General features: G+C 74.7%; 23 protein-coding genes. 15 read left to right on the forward strand and 8 right to left on the reverse strand.

Annotated elements, in window-relative coordinates; all coding sequences use genetic code 11:
- The first annotated feature begins 32 nt into the window (after positions 1-32).
- The gene (locus GEV43_RS20720; RefSeq protein ID WP_160822083.1) at positions 33-1,634 is read left to right on the forward strand and encodes an acyl-CoA synthetase; all 1,602 of its coding nucleotides are present in this window, start codon (positions 33-35) and stop codon (positions 1,632-1,634) included.
- A gap of 310 nt (positions 1,635-1,944) precedes the next feature.
- A complete protein-coding gene (locus tag GEV43_RS20725) occupies positions 1,945-2,415 on the forward strand; it encodes a MarR family transcriptional regulator (protein ID WP_160822084.1) in 471 nt (156 codons plus the stop codon).
- A gap of 44 nt (positions 2,416-2,459) precedes the next feature.
- On the opposite strand, the gene GEV43_RS20730 is transcribed toward GEV43_RS20725, so the two are convergent.
- Genes GEV43_RS20730 through GEV43_RS20740 form a run of 3 tightly spaced genes read right to left on the reverse strand, consistent with a single transcriptional unit; the run spans position 2,460 to position 5,678 of the window.
- The gene (locus tag GEV43_RS20730) at positions 2,460-3,035 is read right to left on the reverse strand and encodes a TetR/AcrR family transcriptional regulator (protein WP_160822085.1); all 576 of its coding nucleotides are present in this window, start codon (positions 3,033-3,035) and stop codon (positions 2,460-2,462) included.
- A gap of 28 nt (positions 3,036-3,063) precedes the next feature.
- Entirely contained in the window at positions 3,064-5,181 is a 2,118-nt protein-coding gene (locus GEV43_RS20735) for a YhgE/Pip domain-containing protein (protein WP_160822086.1), read from the reverse strand.
- A complete protein-coding gene (locus GEV43_RS20740; RefSeq protein ID WP_241682983.1) occupies positions 5,178-5,678 on the reverse strand; it encodes an ABC transporter ATP-binding protein in 501 nt (166 codons plus the stop codon). The genes GEV43_RS20735 and GEV43_RS20740 overlap by 4 nt, the downstream gene beginning before the upstream one ends.
- Positions 5,679-6,130: 452 nt before the next feature.
- On the opposite strand from GEV43_RS20740, the gene GEV43_RS50625 reads away from it, so the two are divergent.
- Entirely contained in the window at positions 6,131-6,322 is a 192-nt protein-coding gene (locus GEV43_RS50625) for a hypothetical protein (RefSeq protein WP_241682984.1), read from the forward strand.
- 234 nt (positions 6,323-6,556) lie between these two features.
- Here GEV43_RS50625 and GEV43_RS20750 read toward each other — a convergent pair whose 3' ends face one another.
- The 3 genes from GEV43_RS20750 to GEV43_RS20760 are packed head-to-tail and all read right to left on the reverse strand — an operon-like array spanning position 6,557 to position 9,479.
- Complete coding sequence (locus GEV43_RS20750; RefSeq protein ID WP_160822087.1) at positions 6,557-7,747, reverse strand: lipid-transfer protein; 1,191 nt, start codon at positions 7,745-7,747, stop codon at positions 6,557-6,559.
- Complete coding sequence (locus tag GEV43_RS20755; RefSeq protein WP_309239747.1) at positions 7,744-8,211, reverse strand: OB-fold domain-containing protein; 468 nt, start codon at positions 8,209-8,211, stop codon at positions 7,744-7,746. The genes GEV43_RS20750 and GEV43_RS20755 overlap by 4 nt, the downstream gene beginning before the upstream one ends.
- A gap of 17 nt (positions 8,212-8,228) precedes the next feature.
- Entirely contained in the window at positions 8,229-9,479 is a 1,251-nt protein-coding gene (locus GEV43_RS20760) for an MFS transporter (RefSeq protein WP_160822088.1), read from the reverse strand.
- Positions 9,480-9,558: 79 nt separating this feature from the next.
- Here GEV43_RS20760 and GEV43_RS48165 point away from each other — a divergent pair, with 79 nt between their 5' ends.
- The 6 genes from GEV43_RS48165 (at position 9,559) to GEV43_RS20785 (ending at position 13,075) form a co-directional block, all read left to right on the forward strand.
- Positions 9,559-9,885, forward strand: a complete 327-nt coding sequence (locus tag GEV43_RS48165; RefSeq protein WP_206681223.1) for a LysR family transcriptional regulator — start codon at positions 9,559-9,561, stop codon at positions 9,883-9,885.
- Positions 9,873-10,442 carry a LysR substrate-binding domain-containing protein gene (locus GEV43_RS48170; RefSeq protein WP_206681224.1) on the forward strand — a complete coding sequence of 190 codons (570 nt, stop codon included), beginning with the start codon at positions 9,873-9,875 and terminating at the stop codon, positions 10,440-10,442. The genes GEV43_RS48165 and GEV43_RS48170 overlap by 13 nt, the downstream gene beginning before the upstream one ends.
- A 65-nt stretch (positions 10,443-10,507) precedes the next feature.
- On the forward strand, positions 10,508-11,275 hold the full coding sequence (locus GEV43_RS20770) for an SDR family oxidoreductase (protein WP_160822089.1): 768 nt from the start codon (positions 10,508-10,510) through the stop codon (positions 11,273-11,275).
- Between the two features lie 10 nt (positions 11,276-11,285).
- A complete protein-coding gene (locus GEV43_RS20775; protein WP_160822090.1) occupies positions 11,286-12,245 on the forward strand; it encodes an LLM class F420-dependent oxidoreductase in 960 nt (319 codons plus the stop codon).
- Positions 12,246-12,353: 108 nt separating this feature from the next.
- A complete protein-coding gene (locus GEV43_RS20780) occupies positions 12,354-12,647 on the forward strand; it encodes a Fe-S cluster assembly protein HesB (protein ID WP_160822091.1) in 294 nt (97 codons plus the stop codon).
- A 230-nt stretch (positions 12,648-12,877) separates the two neighbouring features.
- Entirely contained in the window at positions 12,878-13,075 is a 198-nt protein-coding gene (locus GEV43_RS20785; RefSeq protein ID WP_160822092.1) for a hypothetical protein, read from the forward strand.
- Positions 13,076-13,106: 31 nt separating this feature from the next.
- Here GEV43_RS20785 and GEV43_RS20790 read toward each other — a convergent pair whose 3' ends face one another.
- Positions 13,107-14,213, reverse strand: a complete 1,107-nt coding sequence (locus tag GEV43_RS20790; protein ID WP_160822093.1) for a hypothetical protein — start codon at positions 14,211-14,213, stop codon at positions 13,107-13,109.
- Positions 14,210-15,301 carry a phosphotransferase family protein gene (locus GEV43_RS20795; protein WP_160822094.1) on the reverse strand — a complete coding sequence of 364 codons (1,092 nt, stop codon included), beginning with the start codon at positions 15,299-15,301 and terminating at the stop codon, positions 14,210-14,212. Before GEV43_RS20795 ends, GEV43_RS20790 begins: the two co-directional genes overlap by 4 nt.
- 192 nt (positions 15,302-15,493) lie before the next feature.
- Between GEV43_RS20795 and GEV43_RS20800 the strand changes: the two genes are divergently transcribed.
- The 6 genes from GEV43_RS20800 (at position 15,494) to GEV43_RS20825 (ending at position 21,334) form a co-directional block, all read left to right on the forward strand.
- A complete protein-coding gene (locus GEV43_RS20800; protein ID WP_160822095.1) occupies positions 15,494-16,144 on the forward strand; it encodes an MBL fold metallo-hydrolase in 651 nt (216 codons plus the stop codon).
- Positions 16,141-16,887, forward strand: coding sequence for an HAD family hydrolase (locus tag GEV43_RS20805; protein ID WP_309239748.1), 747 nt, complete (start codon positions 16,141-16,143; stop codon positions 16,885-16,887). The genes GEV43_RS20800 and GEV43_RS20805 overlap by 4 nt, the downstream gene beginning before the upstream one ends.
- Positions 16,888-17,030: 143 nt before the next feature.
- Complete coding sequence (locus GEV43_RS20810) at positions 17,031-17,234, forward strand: PspC domain-containing protein (RefSeq protein WP_160822096.1); 204 nt, start codon at positions 17,031-17,033, stop codon at positions 17,232-17,234.
- Positions 17,235-17,410: 176 nt separating this feature from the next.
- Positions 17,411-18,847, forward strand: coding sequence for a hypothetical protein (locus GEV43_RS20815; protein ID WP_160822097.1), 1,437 nt, complete (start codon positions 17,411-17,413; stop codon positions 18,845-18,847).
- Positions 18,802-20,715 (forward strand): hypothetical protein, encoded by a 1,914-nt coding sequence (locus GEV43_RS20820; protein ID WP_160822098.1) that lies wholly within the window; start codon positions 18,802-18,804, stop codon positions 20,713-20,715. The genes GEV43_RS20815 and GEV43_RS20820 overlap by 46 nt, the downstream gene beginning before the upstream one ends.
- Before the next feature lie 46 nt (positions 20,716-20,761).
- Positions 20,762-21,334 (forward strand): hypothetical protein, encoded by a 573-nt coding sequence (locus GEV43_RS20825; RefSeq protein WP_160822099.1) that lies wholly within the window; start codon positions 20,762-20,764, stop codon positions 21,332-21,334.
- Positions 21,335-21,350: the final 16 nt, after the last annotated feature.

Raw genomic sequence — 21,350 nt, forward strand, 5'->3', positions numbered from 1 at the left:
CGCCCCTTCCCCCCGGCCCTGGAGGACGTCCGATGGAGTTCAACCACGCCGACCTGTTCGAGGGAGTCGCGGACGCGATCGGGGACCGCGTCGCGCTCGTCTGCGGCGACCGGCGGCTCACCTACGCCGAGCTGGACGAGCACGCCAACCGCCTCGCCCACCACCTGGAGTCGGCCGGGGTCGGCCCAGGGCGGCACGTCGCGATCCAGCTCTGCAACGGGATCGAGTACGCGGCGGCGATGCTCGCCGCGCTGAAGATCCGCGCCGTTCCGATCAACGTGAACTACCGGTACGTGGAGAGCGAGCTGGTCTACCTCTACCGCGACTCCGACGCCGTCGCGCTGCTGTACGACGTGGAGTTCGAGGAACGGGTCCGTCCCGCCGCCGAGCAGGCGCCCGAGCTGCGGCACCTGATCGCGGTCGGCGGCGAGCCCGCGATCCCGGGCGCGGTCGCGTACGAGGCGGCGCTCGCCGGGCGGCCGGGGACGCGGGGCTTCGCGCCCCGTTCGGGCGACGACACGTACGTGATCTACACGGGCGGGACGACCGGGATGCCGAAGGGCGTCATGTGGTCGACCGAGCAGCTGCTGTTCGCGTTCTGGAACCCGACGTTCCCGCGCCCCGCCAAGCCGGAGGACGTCGTCCGCCTCGCCGCCGAGGCCGGGCCGATGACCATGATGCCGGTGGCGCCGCTGATGCACGGCGCGGCGCAGATGGCCACGTGGATCTCCTGGTGGATGGGCGCGACCGTCGTCTACACGCGCACGTTCGACGCGGCCGACGTGTGGCGGACGATCGAGCGCGAGAAGGTCAACTCGCTCACCATCACCGGCGACGCGATGGCGATCCCGATGGCCGAGGAGCTGGCGCGCGGGTCGTACGACACCTCCTCGCTGCTCGCCTACGTCTCGACCGGCGCGATCTTCACCGGCGCCGTCCGGGACCGGATCCAGGCGCTGCTGCCGAGCACGGTCATCATGGACCGGTTCGGCTCGACCGAGTCGGGCTCCACGGCCGAGGCCGTCGCGGGCTCGACGCCGGAGAAGGGCCTGCGCTTCGCGCCCGACGTCGAGAACGTCACCGTGCTGGACGACGCGCTCCGGCCCGTCCGGCCGGGCTCGGGCGTGATCGGCCAGGTCGCGCGCAGCGGCCACATCGCGCGCGGCTACTACAACGACCCGGAGAAGACGGCGCGGACGTTCCCCGAGGTGGACGGGCGGCGCTGGCTGCTGACCGGCGACATCGCGACCGTCGAGGCGGACGGCTCGATCGCCGTGTACGGGCGCGGCTCGCAGGCGATCAACACCGGCGGCGAGAAGGTGTTCCCGGAAGAGGTCGAGGCCGTGCTGAAGGGCCATCCGGGCGTCTACGACGCGGTCGTGACCGGCATCCCCGACCCGCGCTGGGGCAGCCGGGTCGCCGCCGTCGTCCAGCTCGCGGCTCCGGCGGACGCGTCGGCGGCGTCCGGGGCGGCGCCCTCCCCGGAGGAGCTGGACGCCCACTGCCGCAAGGAGCTGTCGGGCTACAAGGTGCCGCGCGCGTACGCGTTCGTGGAGGAGATGAAGCGCTCGCCCGCGGGCAAGGCCGACTACCGCTGGGCCAAGCAGGTGGCCGAGGACTCCGCGTCCGCCTGACGTCCGGGCCGGCCGGGGCCCGCCGCCGGCCCGCCGCTCCGTCCTCCGGAGGGGCGGGTCTTGCCGGTGCCGGGTGGGCCCCGGGATCCTTGTGGGACCCGGGGCCGCCGCTGGGAGCGCTTGTTAGCGGCCCTAACGAACACCATCCTACGCCCCGTCCGGACCGGATCGCCTGGTCAGCGGTGTCTGGTGCGCCACACGACGGGTCCGCCGGCCCTGGCCCGCCGGAGGGCGGGGAGTAGAGTCTCCGGAAAAGAGTTGCTCTCGTTGAGAGTTTCTCGCGGGCGGCCCCAAGGAAGCGAGGTGCGGCGTGCCGACCCCGGAGCGCGCGCGGATGGTGCGGGAACTTCAGGTGGCGGTCCAGCGCAGCACGATGTTCACGGTACTGCTGCATCACACGACCGCGAGCAAGGCGGGCATGAACGTCACCGACTCGCAGTGCATCAACGCGCTGACCCTGGACGGCCCGCAGACGCCGGGCCAGCTCGCCCAGCTCATGGGCATCACCACCGGCGGCGCGATCACCGCCGTGATCGACCGGCTGGAGAAGGCCGGCTACGTCAAGCGCACCCGCGACGCGGGCGACCGGCGGCGCGTGATCGTCGAGCTCGTCCCGGAGAACGCGGCGCGGTTCGGGGAGTACTTCGGGCCGATCGGCCAGGTCTTCGAGGAGCGCATCAGCGGCTACACCGACGAGCAGGTCGGCTTCATCCTCGACTGGATGCGCAGCAGCAACGAGGCGATGCCCCAGGTCATCGAGGAGATCCGCCGCCTGCCCTGACCGGCTGGCGCGCCGGGGCGCCAGGCGCCCTGCGACCGCCGGGCTCAGGGGACCAGGCGTCCCCTGAGCAGGTCCATCAGCGTCGCCTGCACGTCCGACACGGCGCGGGACGGCTGGAGGGCCCGCCAGTCGAGGGCGACGGTCAGCACCATGCCGAAGACCGCCGACGCGGCCGTCCCGACGTCGAGGTCGGAGCGCAGCTCGCCGGACGCGACCGCGTCGCGCAGCACGTCCGCGATCACGCCGATGGCGCGCTCGCGGATGAGGCGCGCGGCGTGCTGCCAGTCGCCGCCCGACCGCCACGTCTCGGCGATGAGGATCCGCGCGAACGGCTCGTGCTCGCCGATGAACGCCAGCTCGGCGGCCACCACCGCCTCCAGCGCGCCGAGCGGCGGCAGGCCGGCCGCGGCGTCGCGCAGCGCGGTCGCGAGGCGGTCGACGCCGTACTCCAGCAGCGCCGCGAACAGCGCCGCCTTGCTGCCGAAGTTGTAGTAGACGGTGCCCTTCGCGACGCCCGCCCGCTCGGCGATCTGGTCGACGGTCGTCGCGGCGAGCCCGCCCTCGGCGATCAGCTCGATCGCCGCCGTGAACAGCCTCTCCCGGGTGGCGGTCCGGCCCATCGCCCCTCGTCTCACGGTCGCGGCGCGCTCAGAGCTGGAGCGCGGGGTGCAGCCGCTTCATCGTCCACACCCGGTTGTGCCGGACGGCGAGCGCGGTGAGCGCGAGCCCGCCCGCGAGGAACGCCGCCAGCACCGCACAACCCTGCCACACCGAGGCGAGGTCGCCGCCACCGATCAGGTGCCGCACCGCGTCCACCACCCACGGCATCGGCAGGTACGGCCGGATCGCCTGGAAGAACGCCGGGCTCGTCTCGATCGGGTACGTCCCGGCGGCGGAGGTGAGCTGGAGCATCAGCAGCGCGAGCGCGATGATCCGGCCGACCGGCCCGAACCGGGCGTTCACCCACTGCACGACGGCGAGGAACGCGGCGGCGGCGAGCACCAGGAACGCGACCAGCCCCGGCCAGTGCACCGCCTGGAGCCCGAGCCCGAAGTGCAGGACGGCGAGCACCACCCCGACCTGCCCGGCGCCGACCGCGACGGCGGGCAGCCAGCCCGCGAGCGCCACCCTCCAGCCGGGCGCGGTGCCCGCGAGCGCGCGCGGGTTCAGCGGGCGCAGCATCATGTAGATGATCATCGCGCCGACCCAGAGGGCGAGCGGCACGAAGAACGGGGCGAAGCCCGTGCCGTAGTTGGGGGCCTTGTTGTCGGTCGCGCTCGCGAGCCGTACCGGGTCGCTCATCATCCCGGCGCGGGCGTCGCGCTCCTTGGACCCGTAGTCCGGCACCTGCCGGACGCCGTCGTCCAGGCCGTTCGCGAGCTTGCGGCCGCCGTCGGAGAGCTGGCCGAGCGCGGTCTCCAGGGACACCGCGCCGCCCGACAGCCGCCCGAGCCCGTCGCGCAGGTCGCCCGCGCCCCCGGACAGCGTGCCGAGCCCTCCGGTGAGCTGGGACGATCCCGCCAGGAGCTTCCCGGCGCCCGCGTTGACCTGGCGCGTGCCGGCGTTCAGCCGGTCCACGTCGCGGCGCGCCTGCGCCACCTTTCCCGCGAGGCCGGGCGCCGCCCGCGCGATGGTGCGCGCGCCCTTCTCGACCGCGCGGGCGTCCGCTGCGACCTTGCGCAGGTCGCCGGTGTGGCCGCGCACGTACCCGTCCACCTGGCGGGCGACGGTCACGACCTGCCCGGCCGCGCGCGTGAGGTCGCCGCGGACGTCCGCCGGGACCTCGGGATGCGCGTCGAGGTAGCGCTTCAGCTCCGCCCGCGCCGACTCGGCCCGCGTGACGGCGGCGGACGTCTGCGCCGGGAGCCGCCCCGCGCCGTCCGCGAGGGCGTCGGCCCCTCGGGCGACGGCCAGGGCCGCCTGCCGGATCTCCGGCGCGTTCTCGCGCAGCAGCGGAACGAGCGTGTCGCCCGCCCTGTCCACGACCGAGGTGAGGCGCTGCATGCCCTGCGCGACCTGGCCGGTGCCGGAGCGCAGGTCGTCCAGCCCGCTCGTCAGCCGCCCGCTGCCGTCGCGGGCGGTGTCGATGCCGCCCTTCAGCTTCCCGGCGCCCGCCTTCGCGTCGTCCGCGCCCTTGGCGAGCTTCCCGGCGCCGTCCTCGGCCTGGCCCGAGCCGTCCGCGAGCTTGCCCGCCCCATCGGCCGCCTCGCCCAACTTCCCGTGCAGCTTGCCGAACGACACGAAAATCTGGTCGAGGTAGCCGCGCACGGCCTTGCTCCCTGCCGCGCTGCCGATCTCCTTGAACGCGGCCTGCGCGAGCGTCCCGACGACGTAGTTGTTCGCGTCGTTCATCTGGAGCTTGAGCCCGGCGGGGGAGGGCGTGCCGTTCCCTGAGGGCGACGCGATCCGCGCACTGAAATCCGACGGGATCGTCAGCGCCATGTAGTAGCGGCCCGAACGCACCCCGTCCGCCGCCTTCTCCGCGTCCACCGTCTTCCAGTCGAACACCTGCCGCTTCTTCAGCTCGTCGGCGAGGTCCCGGCCCGCGTGGACGGTCTTGCCGTTCGCCTTGGCGGGCTGGTCGTCCACCACCAGCGCGACCGGGACGTGCCGCAGCCGGGCGTACGGGTCCCAGAACGACCACAGGTACAGCCCCGCGTACAGCAGCGGCAGCAGGACGAGCCCGGCCAGCGCGATCCGCGTCAACCGGTTGCGCTGGAAGCGGCGCAGCTCCAGGCCGCCCGACGCCAGTGCGGGAAGCCTCATCGGCGGACCTCCTCCAGAAGCCGGACCGGCGCCGCGAACTCCGCGGCCGGTCCGAGGTCATGGCAGGACGCGACCACCGTCACGCCCGCGTCGGCCACCGCGCGCAGCCGCCGCCACAGCTCCCGCTGCCGTTCGAACGGGAGCCCTTCGTCCACGTCGTCCAGCAGGAGCAGGCCGGGCTCGCCGACCAGCGCGAGCGCGACGCCGAGCAGTTGCGCCTCGTCCGGCGCGAGGTCCTCGGCCAGGGTCTTCGGGTCGAGCCCCCCGATCCCGGCCCGTTCGAGCGCCGCGCGGACGCGTCCGCGCCGTCCGCGCCACCGCCCGAGCAGCCCCTCGTGCAGGTCCAGGGCCTCGCTCACGTGCTCGCCCACGGTCAGCGCCGGGTCGAGGTCGGTCACGCCCGGCACGATCCCGAGCGCCGCCACCCGCTGGACGGCCCGCAGGTCGCGCGGGATCCGGTGCGTCCCGATCACGGCCGTCCCGCCACTCGGCCTCATCCGCCCGCCGAGCGCCAGCAGCAGCGCGGTACGCCCCGAACCGGCGATCCCCCGACCGCGGCGAGCCCGCCCGCCGGGACGTCCAGGTCAACGCCCTGGAACACCCAGCCGCGCGACCCGCGCAACGACAGGTCTCGCGCCCGCACGGGCAGCCCCCGCGAAGGGACCGCTCCGGGGCGGCCCCCTCCGTCCCGGAGCGGTCGTGCCCAGGGACGGCCGCTTCGGTCCCCCCGGCCGCGGCGGCCGTCCCTGGAGTCTCGGACGTCATCACGGTCCCTCAGAATTTGAACTGACCGGTCAGTACAAATCTAACCCCGAGAGGACGGTGCACCCCCACGTCCGGGTGGTGACCTCCACCACCTGTCCGCAGGGAGCCGTTCGACACGGAAACGGGCCGGTGACCTCGCCCACACATCTATTGGATCGAGCGTCTGACATGGCAGACTCCGCCCATGACGGACTCGAAGGCACCGCGCCTCTCCACGGCCGGACGGTTCCCGCGCCCGGCCCGCGCGCTCGCCGGCACGCTCGCCACGATGGGCACGCTGCACTTCCTCGCGCCGAAGCCGTTCGACGCGATCGTCCCGCGCGGCTCCCCGGCGGCCCGCGCACCTGGACGCACCTCAGCGGCCTGGCCGAGCTGACCTGCGCCGCCGCGATCGCCCTGCCCACCACCCGCAAGGCGGGCGCCCTCGCCGCCGCGGGCCTGTTCGTCGCGGTCTTCCCGGCCAACGTCAAGATGGCCCGCGACTGGCGCCGCCGCCCCCTCCCCCTGCGCGCCGCCGTCTACGCCCGCCTGCCCCTCCAGGCCCCCCTCATCGCCTGGGCCCTCTCAGTGGCCCGCTCCGCAGACCGCTGACCCCGGCCCCTGGGTGGGGTCAGCGGGTGGTGATGATGGCGGAGCCGTGGCCGAAGAGGCCCTGGTTGACCGCTATGCCAGCGCGGGCGTTGGCGACCTGGCGGGACTCTGAGCGGCCCTGGAGCTGGCGGGTCAGTTCGCATACCTGGGCTATGGCCTGGGCCGGGATCGCCTCGCCGAACGACGCCAGGCCGCCGGAGGGGTTGACCGGGACGCGGCCGCCCAGGGCCGTCGCGCCGGAGCGGAGCAGGTCCTCGGCGCCGCCGGGCTCGCACAGGCCGATGTCCTCGTACCAGTCCAGCTCCAGCGCGGTGGACAGGTCGTACACCTCGGCCAGGGAGAGGTCCTCGGGGCCGAGGCCCGCCTCCTCGTACGCGGCGTGCGCGATGGCCGAGCGGAACGGGCGCTCGGGCTCGGGCGCGGTCATCGCCGAGTCGGTCGCGAAGTCGGGCAGGTCCAGCACCGTCTTCGGGAACGTCGGAGTGACCGTGGACAGCGCCTTGATGCGGACCGGGTCCGCGACGCCGTGCCGTCGCGCGAAGTCCATCGAGGAGAGCACCAGGGCCGCGCCGCCGTCGCTCGTCGCGCAGATGTCCAGCAGGCGCAGCGGGTCGGCGACCACGGCGGACTCGCGGACGTCGTCCAGGGTCACCTCCTTGCGGTACCGGGCATTCGGGTTGGCGAGGCCGTGCCGGGCGTTCTTGACCTTGACGGCCGCGAAGTCGTCCAGCGTCGCGCCGTGCACCGCCATGCGGCGGCGGGCGTAGAGGGCGAAGTAGATCGGGTTGGTCGCGCCGAGCAGGCGGAACCGCAGCCAGTCCGGGTCGTCGGGGCGGTCGCCGCCGACCGGCTTGAAGAAGCCCTTCGGCGCGGCGTCGGCGCCGACGACGAGCGCGACGTCGCAGAGCCCCGCGAGGATCTGCGCGCGGGCCGAGTTGATCGCCTGCGCGCCCGACGCGCAGGCCGCGTAGCTGCTGGACACGCGCGCGCCCGACCAGCCGAGCGCCTGGGCGAACGTGGCGCCCGCGATGAAGCCCGGGTAGCCGTTGCGGATCGTGTCGGCGCCCGCGACGTACTGCACGTCCGGCCAGGACACGCCCGCGTCGGCGAGCGCCTCGCGGGCGGCGGCGAGCCCGTACTCCACGAAGTTGCGGCCCCACTTGCCCCACGGGTGCATCCCGGAGCCGAGAACGGCGATGTCGCGGCTCATGCGCCCGCTCCGCCCGCGCTCGCCGGCCGCCACATCCACACGGTGTACTCGGCCTCGTCGTCCTCGTACAGGACGCCCTCGGTCAGCTCGACCTCCATGCCCACCTCCAGGTCCGCCGGGGTGAGGCCGGGGACCATCTGGCCGAGCACGACCATGCGCTCGGCCTCCAGCTCGACGGCGGCGACCGTGTACGGCTCGAACGGGTCGGGCGAGACGTACGGGGGCGGCGGCTTGTAGCGCGCGTCGGCGTACGACCAGACGCGGCCCCGGCCGGACAGGGCGTACTCCTCCAGCTCCGAGCCGTCCTTCGGGCCCGTGCAGCCGGGGTTGCGGCAGGCCAGCTCGTTGCGCGGGAAGTACGGGGTGCCGCACGCCGCGCAGCGGGTGCCGAGCAGGCGTACGTCCCCGGAGGCTGCGGTGTGCCAGCCCTCGATCGCCGGGCGCCGTTCCTTGGTGGTGCTCACGCGGCCCTCCTGTCAGGTCACTCCCGGCGCACTTTACCAACCAAGCGACCGTTCAAGACAGGGGCCATGGTCAGCGCGGCGGCGAGCCCGGCGGCGAGCAGCAGCAGGACGTAGGCGCCGGTGCCGTCCCAGCGGCCGTGCTCGTAGGCGACGCCGCCGGCCGTCCCGCCGACGCTGCTGCCCAGGTAGTAGGCGAACAGGTAGAGCGCCGACGCCTGCGCGCGGGCGCCCGAGGCGCGCAGCCCGACCCAGCCGCTCGCCACCGAGTGCGTCGCGAAGAACCCGACCGTGAAGACCAGCAGGCCGACCGCGACGAGCGGGAGCGAGGAGGGCAGGGTGAGGGCCAGCCCGGCGGCGGCCAGCAGCAGCGCGCCGGACAGCACCCTGCGGCGGCCGGTGCGGTCCGCGAGCGTCCCGGCGCGGGCGGACGCGGCCGAGCCCGCGACGTTCATCACCGCGATCAGCGACACGACGGCCTGCGGCAGGTGGAACGGCGCGTCCAGCAGCCGGTAGGTCATGAAGTTGTAGACGGTCACGAACCCCGCCATCGCGACGAGCGCGATCAGGTACAGGCGGCGCAGGCCGGGGTCGCGCAGGTGGCCGAGCAGCGGCCGGTAGTCCACCCGGGACGGGCGGAAGAAGCGCGACGGCGGCAGGAGCAGCCAGAACGCGGCCGTGAACGCCAGCGCGACGAGCGCGGTGACCCCGAGCGCCCACCGCCAGCCCGCGACGTCGGTCACGACGCCGGGCACGAGGCGCCCGAGCACGCCGCCGATGCCGGTCCCCGCGACGTAGCGGCCCATCGCGCCGCCGAGGTGCTCCCTGTGCACCTCGTCGGCCAGGTAGGCCATCGCGACGGCGGGCACCCCGGCGAGCGCGAGGCCCTGGAGGGTCCGGACGGCCGCCAGCATCCCGAACGTGGAGCACAGCGGGACCAGCAGCCCGATCAGCGCGGACGCCACCGACGACACGATCATCACGCGGGTCCGGCCGAACCGTTCCGACAGGGAGCTGACCGGGATCACCGCGACCGCGACGGCGCCGGTCGCGAGGGAGACCAGCAGGCTCGCCCGCGCGGGCGAGACGTGGAAGCTCTCCGACAGCTCGGGCAGCAGCGCCTGCGTGCAGTACAGCGACATGAACGTGGTGAGCCCGGCGGCGAACAGCGCGAGGTTGACGCGGCGCAGGCCGGGCGAGCCGAGCCGGTGCCGTTCGGGTTCCTCCGGATCCGCGGTGTCGGGGGCGGCGGGGGGCGAGGCGGACGTCATGGCCTCCAGGCTGCGCCGCCCGCTGTCATGCGTCCAATGAGAGTTCGCATGGAAAACGATGCGGTGGCAGCATGAGTCCATGGATCTCACGGTGGTGCGGTGGTTCCTCACGGTCGCCGAGCTGGGCCATGTGACGAACGCCGCAGCCGAGCTGCGGGTCTCCCAGCCCGGCCTGTCGCGGGCGATCGCCCGGCTGGAGCGCGAGCTCGGCGCGCCGCTGTTCGACCGCGCCGGACGGGGCGTCGCGCTCAGCCGCTACGGGACGGTGTTCGCCGAGCACGCCCGCAGGCTCGTCGCCGAGGACGAGGCCGCGCGGCGGGCGCTCGCCCAGGCCGCCGACCCCGAGCGCGGCGAGGTGTCGCTGGCGTTCCTGCACACCCAGGGCCCTCGTTCGTGCCCGACCTGATCCGCCGGTTCCGGGAGGGCCGTCCCGGCGTCACGTTCCGGCTGACCCAGGACCGTTCGGAACGGCTCGTCGCGGCGCTGCGCGAGGGGCGCGCCGACCTCGCGATCACCAGCCCCGACCCGGAGGACCCCGCGCTCACCTGGCGGCCGCTGGTCACCGAGCGGCTCCAGCTCGTCGTCCCGGCCGGGCACCGCCTCGCCGGGCGGAAGCGGGCCGGGCTGGCGGACGTGGCGGACGAGCCGTTCGTGGCGTTCCGGCGCGGAGCGGGGCTGCGCGCGAACTTCGAGGAGCTGGCGGAACGGGCCGGGATCAGGCCGCGCATCGCGTTCGAGGGCGAGGAGTCGATGACCGTGCGGGGCCTGGTCGCGGCGGGCCTCGGCGTCGCGGTGGTCGCGCCGCAGCCCGAGGGGACGTGGTGCACGGCGTGCGGCACCTCGCGCTCGCCGACCCCCGCGCGACCCGGACGATCGGGCTGGTGTGGGCGGCCGGCCGGACCCGGCCGCCGGTGGTGGAGGGGTTCCGCCGGTTCGTGCTGGCGGGCCGGGCGGGGCAGCTAACTGACTCGTCAGTCACTTGGGTACAGTGAACCGAGCCGGATTCTGTCGCGAGGGAGTGAGAGCGGATGCGGACTGGACTACAGGGGAAGACCGCCCTGGTCACGGGCGCCTCCCGGGGGATCGGCAAGGCGATCGCCGCCGGGCTCGCCGCCGAGGGCGCCGACGTCGTGCTGTCCTCGCGCAGGCAGGACGCGCTCGACGAGGTGGCCAAGGAGCTCGGCGCGGCGTACCCGGACGTCCGGTTCCTCGCCAAGGCCGCGCACGTCGGCGACGCCGACGCCGCCGCGGCGTGCGTGGACGCCGCCGTCGCCGAGTTCGGCGGCGTGGACGTCCTGGTCAACAACGCCGGGACCAACCCGTACTTCGGCCCGATGGTGGACATCGAGCCCGCCGCCGCCGCCAAGACCGTCCAGGTCAACCAGTTCGCGATCGTCCAGTGGACGAACCTCGCCTGGCACCGCTCCATGAAGGAGCGCGGCGGGTCGATCATCAACATCGCGTCCGTCGGCGGCCTGGTCACCGAGCACGGCATCGGCTACTACAACGCCACCAAGTCGGCCGTCATCCACATCTCCCGGCAGTTCGCGATGGAGCTGGCGCCGAAGGTGCGCGTCAACGCCATCGCGCCCGGCCTGGTCAAGACCGCCCTCGCCCGCGCGCTGTGGGAGAACAACGAGGAGCAGATCGGCGCGTACATGCCGCTCGGCCGGATCGGCGTGCCCGAGGACATCGCGAACGCCGCGGTCTTCCTCGCGGGCGACACCGCGTCGTGGATGACCGGGCAGACCATGGTGGTGGACGGCGGCGCCACCGTCCGCCCCTCGATCGCGTAAGGGAGACCGCATGTCGCGCTGGGGACTGACCATTCCGCTCACCGGGCTGCCGCTCGCCGAGCACCGGGAGATCGTCGAGAGCCTGCCCGGCCTCGGCTACACCGACGCCTGGTCCTCCGAGACCAACGGAACCGACGCGTTCACCCCGCTCGCCCTCGCCTCGCAGTGGGCGCCGGACCTGCGCCTCGGGCCCGCGATCGTGCCCGTCTACACGCGCGGGCCCGCGCTGCTCGCCCAGCAGGCCGCCACGGTCGCGGACCTCGCGCCGGGACGGTTCGTGCTCGGCATCGGCACCTCCTCCGACACGATCGTCCAGCGCTGGAACGGCGTCGCGTTCGACGAGCCGTACAAGCGGACCCGCGACACGCTGCGCTTCCTGCGCAAGGCCCTCGCCGGGGAGAAGGTCAAGGAGGAGTACGACACGTTCGCCGTCAAGGGCTTCAAGCTGGAGTCGGCGCCCGCGTCCCCGCCGCCGATCGTGCTCGCCGCGCTGCGGCCCGGGATGCTGCGCCTCGCCGCCCGTGAGGCCGACGGCGCGATCACCAACTGGCTCGCGCCGAAGGACGTGCCGACCGTGCGCGGCGAGCTGGGCGACGGGCCGGAGCTGATCGCCCGGCTGTTCGTGTGCCCCACCGCCGACGCGGACGAGGCGCGCGCCATCGGCCGCTGGATGATCGCCGCGTACATGACCGTGCCGGTCTACCGGGCGTTCCACGAATGGCTCGGCCGCGGCGACGCGCTCGCCCCGATGAACGAGGCGTGGGCCGCGGGCGACCGCAAGAAGGCTCTGGAGGTCATCCCGGACGAGGTCGTGGACGACCTGATCGTGCACGGCTCGCCCGACAGGTGCCGCGCCCGCGTCCGCGAGTACGTCGACAGCGGCCTGACCACGCCCGTTCTCGCGATCGTCCCCGGCGGCGGCCTGTCGCCCGCCGAGGCGGTGCGGGCGCTCGCGCCGGACGCGGGCTGAGCCGCGGCCCCGCGGAACTTCCCGGCGCCCGGCGTTTACGCACGTTCATCGCGGGGAGGGTGGGGCGAACGCCAACCCGCTATCACCGAGACGTGTGAGGAGCTGATCATGCTTACGCTGACCAGCGGTGCCGTCCAGGTCATAAAAACCGTGACCGCCAACCCCGAACTGCCGCCCGAGACGGGCATCCGCATCGAGTCCGGAGTCGACGGCTCCGACGCGCTGCGGCTCTCGGTCGCGCCGGCCCCCGAGGCCGGCGACCAGGTCGTCGAGGAGGAGGGCGCCCGGGTCTACCTGGAGGCCGAGGCCGCCCAGCTCCTCGACGGCAAGACCCTCGACGCGCAGGTGGACCCGCAGGGCGACGTGGCCTTCACGATCGCCGAAGGGGACACCGGAGCCTGAGGGCTCCCGGGCCCGGCGGCCCCGGCCCGGCGCGAGCCGGGGCGGGCGCGCGGGTCCGCGGACGCGCCCGGCCGCGCCTGGTCCGCTCCCCGCTCGATCAGGAGCGCCCGGACGGCCGCCGACGGGGTGCCGGTCCTTCCCTGGACCGGCGCCCCATCGCGGCCGTCGCGGCGTCGCCGTCCGGCCGGAGAGCGGCGCCCCGTCGGCGCCGGTCTGCGAGACTGGCGCCCGTGACGTCCCCGACCGAGGACCCGGACGGGCGAGCGGCCCCGTCCCGCGAGGAGCTGGACCGGCAAGTGCGCGATCACTACGGGAGCTGGCGCGACCAGCCGAAGGGCCTGGCCTGCGCGGTGATCGCCGCGTTCGCGGTCCTCACCACGCTCGCGTTCGCCGTCGTCGTCCTGCTGGTCGTCCTCGCCGCCGTCTGAACGGCCCGCCCCGCGAGAGCGGTGCTTCGCCTCACTCCGGGAACGACGGGTGCGGGCCCAGCGACCAGTACTCGAACAGCCCGTAGCCCACGGCGGCGGACGTCGGCGCCGCCCCGTCCAGGTACTCGTAGCGGCCCACCGCGTCGACCATCCCCCACATGCGTGCGGCGTCCTCAGGGACGCGCGTGTCGTACGTGACGCCCTGCACCTTCAGCTCCGGCCCCTGGTACATGCCGTGCTTCCAGTCGGGCTCCAGCCCGTACCCGGTCCCCACCATCATGTGGACGGGCAGGATCGGCGTCGCGCGGATCGCGAACGGCTCGCCGCCCGGCGGGGCGAACGCGAGCGTGGCGGTGACCACGTCGCGCGTCCCCTCGGCGTAGTCGGGACGGTACTCGGGGCGGCCCAGGTACTCGGGCTCGCGCGCCTCGTCCGGCCAGACGCGCACGGCCTCCTCCAGGACGCGGCGGCCCTTCTCGTCCTCCTGGACGATGCAGAGCACCGAGTGGTCCTCGAACTGGATCGGCGCGTACATCCAGTAGAACGTCCCGGCGTTCTTGACCTGGATGCCGGGCGGCTCCGGCTCGCCGACCGGGCGGATGCCCCACGAGCGGTCGCGCGACCCCCACCAGCGGTCCGGGGTCACCTCGATCCGCTCGCCGTCGACGGTGATCGAGCCGGTCCAGCGGCCGGTCTGCGCGAGGCGGCGCGAGTCGAAGACGACGCGCTCCTGCCAGCGCAGGTAGTGCGGTGGTTCGAGCTGCGCCGGGATCGTCCCCTCCCAGGCCAGGTCGAACGAGAGCCCGTGCCCGGCGTCGTCCAGCGAGACCCGCAGCCGCTTCAGGCCCTCGACGACCTCCACCCGGAACGGCCCGACCGCGGTGTCCATCCGGTCGTCGCCGAGTTCGCGGGACGCGCGGACGACCTTGTGCAGCGGGCCCCGGCGGACCACGGCGAACGCGTCCATCACGCCGAGGTTCGGATACTGCCCGATCCCGATGATCATCATCAGGTCGTCCGAGCACGGGTGGACGTTGAAGTAGTAGCGGTCGTAGAAGTTGCGGTCGGAGGTGGTGACGTGGCGCATCACCTCCGGGGCCTGGTGGATCGGGTAGTCGTCCAGCGGCGACAGCGTCATGCGGTCCCTCCGTTCGCGGGGCTCCGGGACGGCCCCAGGATGCGGGCGAGGAGCCGGGTGCAGTTGTTGTCGTGGGGGAAGGCGTCGCCGGGCTCGATCCAGCCGAAGTCGATCATGGCCTGCCCGATCCTGGCCATGATCACCGAGAACTTGAAGCCCGACAGCACCTCGTAGTAGTCCAGGTCGCGCACCGGGCGGCCGAGCAGCGCCTCGTACCGCGCGACGGTCTCCTCGGGGGACGGGAACCCGGGCAGGCGCGGCACCCCGATCCCGTCCGAGTGGTGCCGGTCCAGGAACAGGAACCACGCCAGGTCCTCCTCCGGCGCGCCGAGCACGGCCGTCTCCCAGTCGAGGACGGCGGCGGGCGCGCCGTCCTGGAAGATGACGTTGCCGATCCGGGCGTCCCCCCACAGGACCGCCGGCGGACCGGGCTCCTCGGGACGGTGCGCCCGCAGCCATTCCAGCGCGCGCAGCGCCGTGTCCTGCGGCCCGTCGTACGCCCAGTGCAGGTAGTGCTCGTAGTACGCGAGCCGCTGCTCCAGGCCCGTCGCGCCCCACTCCGGCTGGTCGAGGAAGCCGAGGCCGAGCGCGTCCGCGTCCAGCCGGTGCAGCCGCGCGACGATCTCCAGCGTGGACCACCACATCGCGGCCCGCTCCTCCGGCGGGACCTCGGTCACCCAGCCGTCCATGTGGTACGGCGGCATGTCGGTCGGGACGCGGCCCTCGATCCGCCCCATCACGAAGAACGGGGCGCCGAGCACGTCCGGCGACGGCTCGTACCAGCGGATCGGCGGGACGGGGATCGGCGTGCGCTCGTCGAGGATCCGCATCAGGCGGTACTGCTCCTCGAAGCGCGGCTCGGGGAAGATCTGGTAGTGCGCGGGCGCGACCCGCGCCACGAGCGGCTCCACCCGCTCGCCGCCGCCCGGGTCGGTCCACGCGGCGTCGAACAGCAGGGTCTCGCTGGAGAAGCCGCTGGTCTTCGGGGTCTCCAGCATCGGGATCCGCGCGCCGGGCAGCCTCCGGCCCAGCCAGCCGGTGAGGAGCGCGCGGGTCGTCTCGGGGTCGCGCTGGTCGGGAACGGGCATCGCCGCCTCCAGAACAGAAAGTGAAACGTGTTCTATCAACGGCGCGGTGGGCGGTCAATGGCCGCGCGGGGCCGCGCGCCCCCGGCCTGCGGCTATACCAATCCGCACGAGCAAGCGACCGGCCGGGCATGATTGCCCGAACGTGCGCAGGGGAACGTCCGGCCGCCCGTACCGCCGTGAAATCATCGGACCATGCGCTTCACCAAACTCGGACATTCCTGCGTACGGCTCCAGAAGGACGACCGGACGATCGTCATCGACCCCGGCGCGTTCAGCGAGGCGGCGGACGCCCTCGCCGGAGCCGACGCGGTGCTGGTCACGCACGAGCACTTCGACCACTTCGACGCCGACGCGCTCCGCAAGGCCATGGCGGACGACCCGCGGCTGGAGGTCTGGACGTCCCGGGTCGTCGCCGGGAGCCTCGCCGACCTCGGCGGCCGCGTCCACCAGGTCGGGCACGGCGACGCGGTCACCGTCGCGGGCTTCGACGTGCACGTCTACGGCGAGGACCACGAGATCCTGCACCCCGACGTCCCGCCGATCCCCAACACCGGCTTCCTCGTGGACGGCGAGGTGTTCCACCCGGGCGACGCGCTCACCGTGCCGTCCGAGCCCGTCCGCACGCTCTGCCTGCCGGGCAACGCGCCCTGGATGAAGATCCCGGAGCTCTACACCTACGCGCGCGAGGTCCACCCCGAACGCGCCTTCGTCATCCACGACGGGCTGCTCAACGAGGTCGGCCTGAAGGGCATGGAGATGCACGTCGGCAACGCCGGCAAGGACGTGGGCGCCGACTTCCGCCGCCTCGCCCCCGGCGAGTCGGTGACCCTGGGCGCCGAGTGACGCCCGCGCCCCCGCCGGACGGCGCGCTCGCGCCGTCCGGCGAAGCGACGCCCATGCCCCGCGGCGCGGCGGTGGCCGGAGGCCCGCGCCCGATCCAGGCGGTCTTCTTCGACATCGGCGAGACCCTGGTGAACGAGGGCGAGATCTACGGGCGCTGGGCCGACTGGCTCGGCGTGCCCCGGCACACGTTCCTCACCAAGCTGGGCGCCGTCCTCGCGTCCGGCGGCGGCTACATGGACCTGTTCGAGTACTTCCGGCCCGGTTTCGACCTGGAGGCCGAGGAGAGGCGGCGGGCGGAGGCGGGCGTCCCCAACGGGTTCGGGCCGGACGACGTGTACCCCGACGTCCGCGACTGCCTCGCCCGGCTCAAGGCGCAGGGCCTGTACGTCGGCGTCGCGGGCAACCAGCCGGCCGAGGCCGCCGAGCAGTTCGCCGCGCTCGACCTGGACGTGGACGTCGTCGGGATCTCCGACGTGTGGGGCGTCCAGAAGCCCTCCCCGGAGTTCTTCGAACGCTGCGCGCAGCTCGCCGACGTCCTGCCCGACCACGTCCTGTACGTGGGCGACCGCCTGGACAACGACGTCCGCCCGTCCCTCGCGTACGGGATGCGCGCCGCGTTCCTGCGCCGCGGCCCCTGGGGCCACATCCAGCGGGACCCCGAGGCCGAACGCGACGCGGACTTCACGTTGGACGACCTGTCGGTCCTCCCCGGCCTCGTCGCCGAACGGAACACCGTCCCCTAAGGGTCATCCCGTAATCCTCTGGTACGGCCCCCGAACAGGCCGTTCGGTGGATGTGGGGGCGGTGTCCGGTTCGTAGCTTGGAGCATGTAGCCGCAAGCCGCGGGTACGCACACAGCTCCACTCGAAACGGGGAGAGAACAACCATGAACGGCCTCTACCGCCCGCGCCACGGCCGCATGATCGGAGGGGTCTGCGCCGGGCTCGCGCGCCGGTTCGGCCTCGCTCCTTCCACCGTCCGGCTGCTCGCCCTGCTGTCCTGCCTGCTGCCCGGCCCGCAGTTCGTGGTGTACCTGGTCCTGTGGGCGATGCTGCCCAACGAGGACCGCCACCACGCCGCCGCCCACTGACCCATCCCGCGCCGCCCGCACGCGCGGACTGCCCGTCCGCACGTGCGGGGCGTCCGTTCTTCCTCCAGGCGGGGTGTGCGGGTTGGGGCAAGATCATCGGTAAGCCTTGGTCCGGGCCCGCGCAGGGTGTTAGATCGTGGCACAGCGTTTCCCAGCGGGCAGGGAGAGGAGTCGCTGTGCCAGAGGACGGCCCGGCGCCCGAGGCCGGCACCGCCGCCGCGGCGGGGCTGCTCGGGGTCCTGCGGGACCTCGCCCTCGCGCGCCGCCGCCCGGTCCGCGACCTCGCCGCGCACGAGCAGGTCCACTGGCTGGCCGACCTGCCCGGCGACGTCTACGTCGAGACCGACGCGGGCCCCGGCGACGTGCTGTTCAGCGTCCCGGTCATCCCGCTGACGCCGCCCGCCGTGCTGGAGGAGTTCGACGGCTGGCTCGGGCTGCGGCACTGGTACCGGACGCTCCGCGACATCGCCGAGCGCGTCCCCGCGCAGGGGCACGAGACCGTCCTCGCGGCGGGCCTGCTGACGTGGCGGCCCGACGGCGGCACCGCCGTGCGCGACCACCTGCTCGCCACGCCCGTACGGGTCGCCGTGGACGAGCGCACCGGGCGCGTCGACGTCGTCCTCGCCGGGCACACGCTGCTGCGCGACCGCGACCTGCTCGCCGGGCTGCCCGGCTACCTGCCCGCCCGCACCGACTGGGTCCGCGAGGCCGTCCAGACCGGGCAGGGCTTCGGGCTGCGCGCCTCCACCGGCGACGTCCTGCGCAAGTGGGCGGGGACGGCGCTCGCCGACGACGTCGCGTACCGCGAGGACTGGGCGCCGGACGCCACCGGCCCCGCCCCGGGCGTCCCGCGCCTGCGGCTCGCGCCCGCGCTCGTCGTGCGCACCCCCGTGCGCGCGGAGGTCGCCGACTACTACGACGCCCTGCTCGCCCGGCTCGCCGAGCCGGGCGCCGTGGTGCCCGGCGGGCTCGCCCGGTTCCTCGCCCCGGCGCATCCGACGCCGCTGCTGCACATCGACGCGCCCGCCCCCCGCACGGTCCCGAACCTGCTCGCCGGGCTGCTCGTACGCGGCCAGCGGGTGCTGGTCGCCACCGCCGACGGCACGTCCGCCGCCCGGCTGCGCGCCGCGCTGCCCGCCGAGATCGCCGCGCTCACCGCCCTGCCCGAACCGGCCGGCGACGCCGCGGGCTCCGCCGTGGCCGCCGCCCTGCTCGACCGCGCCACCGGCCACGACCCCCGCTCCCACGCCCGCCACATCGCCGACCTCGCCGAACGCGAGGAGGGCGCGCGCCGCGAGGTCGCCGCCCTCCGCGAGCGCGCCGCCGGCGCGGACGGTCCCGCGGGCCCGTCCGGCGCGCCCGGAGCGTGCGACCTCGGGCCCGGCTACCTGGGCGACCGCGCCGAGCTGGAACGGCGCGTCCGCGCGGAGGCCGCCGACCACGGCTGGCTGCCGTCCCGTCCCGGCCTGCCCGACGACCCGCCGCTGTCGGGCCTGGAGGCGGCCGAGCTCGTCCGGCTGCTCGCGGGGAGACGCCCGAGCGCCAGGCCCGTACCGCCCAGCGCGACGTGGACCCCGGCTCGCTGCCGAGCGCCCCGTACGTCCGCACGCTGATCGAGGCGGAGGCCGCGGCCGCCGAACGCGCCGAACGGTCCGAGACCGACCTGTCCCGCCGCCTGCGCGGCGCCGACGTCACGCTGCTCGCCCGCCTCGACGGCTGCGCGTCCGTCGTGGTCGCCGCGCTCCGCGACCTCGGCCTGGACGGGCACCCGAGCGGGTGGAAGCCGCACGACCTCGCCGCCCGCGCGTTCGCCGACGCCCTCGCGCACCGCCGCCCGCACGTGTGGGCGCGGGTCGCCGAGATGAGCGCGCAGGCCGAGTGGGCCGAACGGTCCCTCGACGGCATCCGCGCCCACCACGTCGAGCTGCCGCCCGGCGACCTGCACTACCGCCGCCTCGCGTCCACCGCGCAGGACCTGCGCAACTACCTCGCCGACGGCGGCACGCTGAAGCGCGGCCCGCTCCGCTCGTCCGCCCAGCGCCAGGCCGAGCCGCTGCTCGCCGCCGTCACCGTGGACGGCGTCCCGCCGACCACGCCCGAGCTGCTCGACGTCCTGTTCGCCGAGCTGATGGTGCGGATGGCGTGCCAGGAGCTCCAGTACGTGTGGGAGGCCGCCGGGGTGTCGTTCCCCGCCGACGTGCCCCTCGCCGACCGGGTGGCCCGCTTCTCCCGCGCGCACGCGCGCCTCACCCGCATCCGCGAGGCGCTGCCCGCCCTGGAGGAGACCGCCGAACTGCTCGGCGCGTCCGGGCTCGGCGTCCCGCTCACGCACCCGCTCCAGTGGCACGGGTACGTCGCCGCCCTCGAAAGCGCCCTGCTCGGCGTCGGCGTGGACCGCGCCGCCGCCGACCTCGCCGCCCTGCTCGCCTCGATCGGCGCCGAGGACGACGACCCGCCCGAACTCCGCGAGGCCGTCGACGCCATCGCCGCCCGCGACGCCGCCCGCTACGGCCGCGCCCTCGCCGCCCTCGCCGACGGCCGCCACGACCGGGCCCTCCAGCTCCGCTGCGAGGAGCTCCTCGGCCGCGTCAGCGCCGTCCACCCCGACCTCGCGTACCTGCTCGCGGCGACCGACGGCGACGCCGTCTGGCCCGCCCGGATGGAACGCTGGGACCAGGCGTGGGCGTGGGCCCGCGCCGCGGGCCGCCTGTCGGCCCTGCCCGCCGCGCCCGGCGCCGGCCACCCGGCCGGGCCGCCGCCCGACCTCGGCCGCCGCCTCGCCGAGGCCGAGGCGCGCCTGCGCGACATCGGCACCGAGCTGTCCGCCGCGCGCGCGTGGGGCGCCTGCCTGGCGCGCCTCGCCTCCGGGGCCGCCGACCCGTACGAGATCGTCCCCGCCTGGATCGTCCCGCTGTGGCGCGTGCCCGACGTCGTCCCGCCGCGCCCCGACTCGTTCGACGTGGTCATCGTGGACGGCGAGAACGGCGCGGGCGCCGAGGCCCTGTTCGTCCTCTGGCTCGCGCCCCGCCTCATCCTCGCGGGACCGCCCGGCCCCCGCTCCCGCCCCCGCGGCCCCCTCCCGCCGGGCCCGATCGACCCCCGTACCGGCCTGTTCGAGACCCTCCTGGCCCACTTCACCGCCCCCGCTCAAGCACCCGCCCGTGAGCCGATCCAGGAGCCGGTCCAGGAGCCGGAGCCCGTCTTCCAGGAACCAGAGCCCGTTCCGGAGCCGGACGAGCCGGAGGAGACCGAGGAGCGGCCTTACGGGGTCGTGCGGCGCGGACGGTCGATCGTGTCGTACAGGCGGCCCGAGCTCGTGGAGTTCGTGGAGAGGATCGCGCGGCGGGAGCCGGATCTGGACGACGAGCAGATCATCGAGCTGGCGCGGCGGCTGCTCGGCTGCCCCGAGGACGAGGCGCTGCTCGTCGGGGCGCGGCTGCGGTTCGCGGTCGAGGCGTACCGGGAGGGACGCGCGCAATGAGCCCGACTCGGCGAACGGGGCGCTGGGTTTCTGTTGGAATGGGCGGGTGGATTGGGATGCGGGAGCTCTGCGCGGGTTGCGGTCCGCCGTTCATCGCCGGGACGGCGCGGCGGGGCTCCGGCTGATCCGGGACCGTCCCCTCGCGCCCGTCCTCCAGTACGCCGGGGACGCGCTCGTCGCGGCGCTCGCGGAGGGCGAGCCGGACGCCGAACGGTACGCGCGCAAGTGCCTGGAGGAGCTGGACGGGCGCGGCCTGCCCGGCGACGCGGAGCTGGCCGCCGATCTCGCCGCGGCACTCGGCGCCCCGCGTCCCGCGCCCGCGCTGACCCCCGTGCCCGCGGACCTCGGAACGCTCGCGGACGCCCTGGAGGGGGACGGCGTCGCCCACGTGCTCGACCTGGCCCGCGGCGACGTCCTCGAACCCGACGAGCTGGAGGACGAGCCCGCGTTCGACGGCGAGAGCGAGGCGTACGATCCGGGCCGCTGGCTCATGCTCCCGCCCGGCGGCCCGAGCGGCGCCGGCGTCCCCGAGAACCCCGAGGCCGAGGAGCGGCGGCGCGGCGCGGCCCGGCGATGGCTGGCCGACCAGGGCTACCGCCCCGCCGCCCGCGCCCTCTAGCCCCGCCCCGCCGCCG

This window comes from Actinomadura sp. J1-007 (assembly GCF_009793335.1).
Classification (GTDB): Bacteria; Actinomycetota; Actinomycetes; order Streptosporangiales; family Streptosporangiaceae; genus Spirillospora; species Spirillospora yumaensis.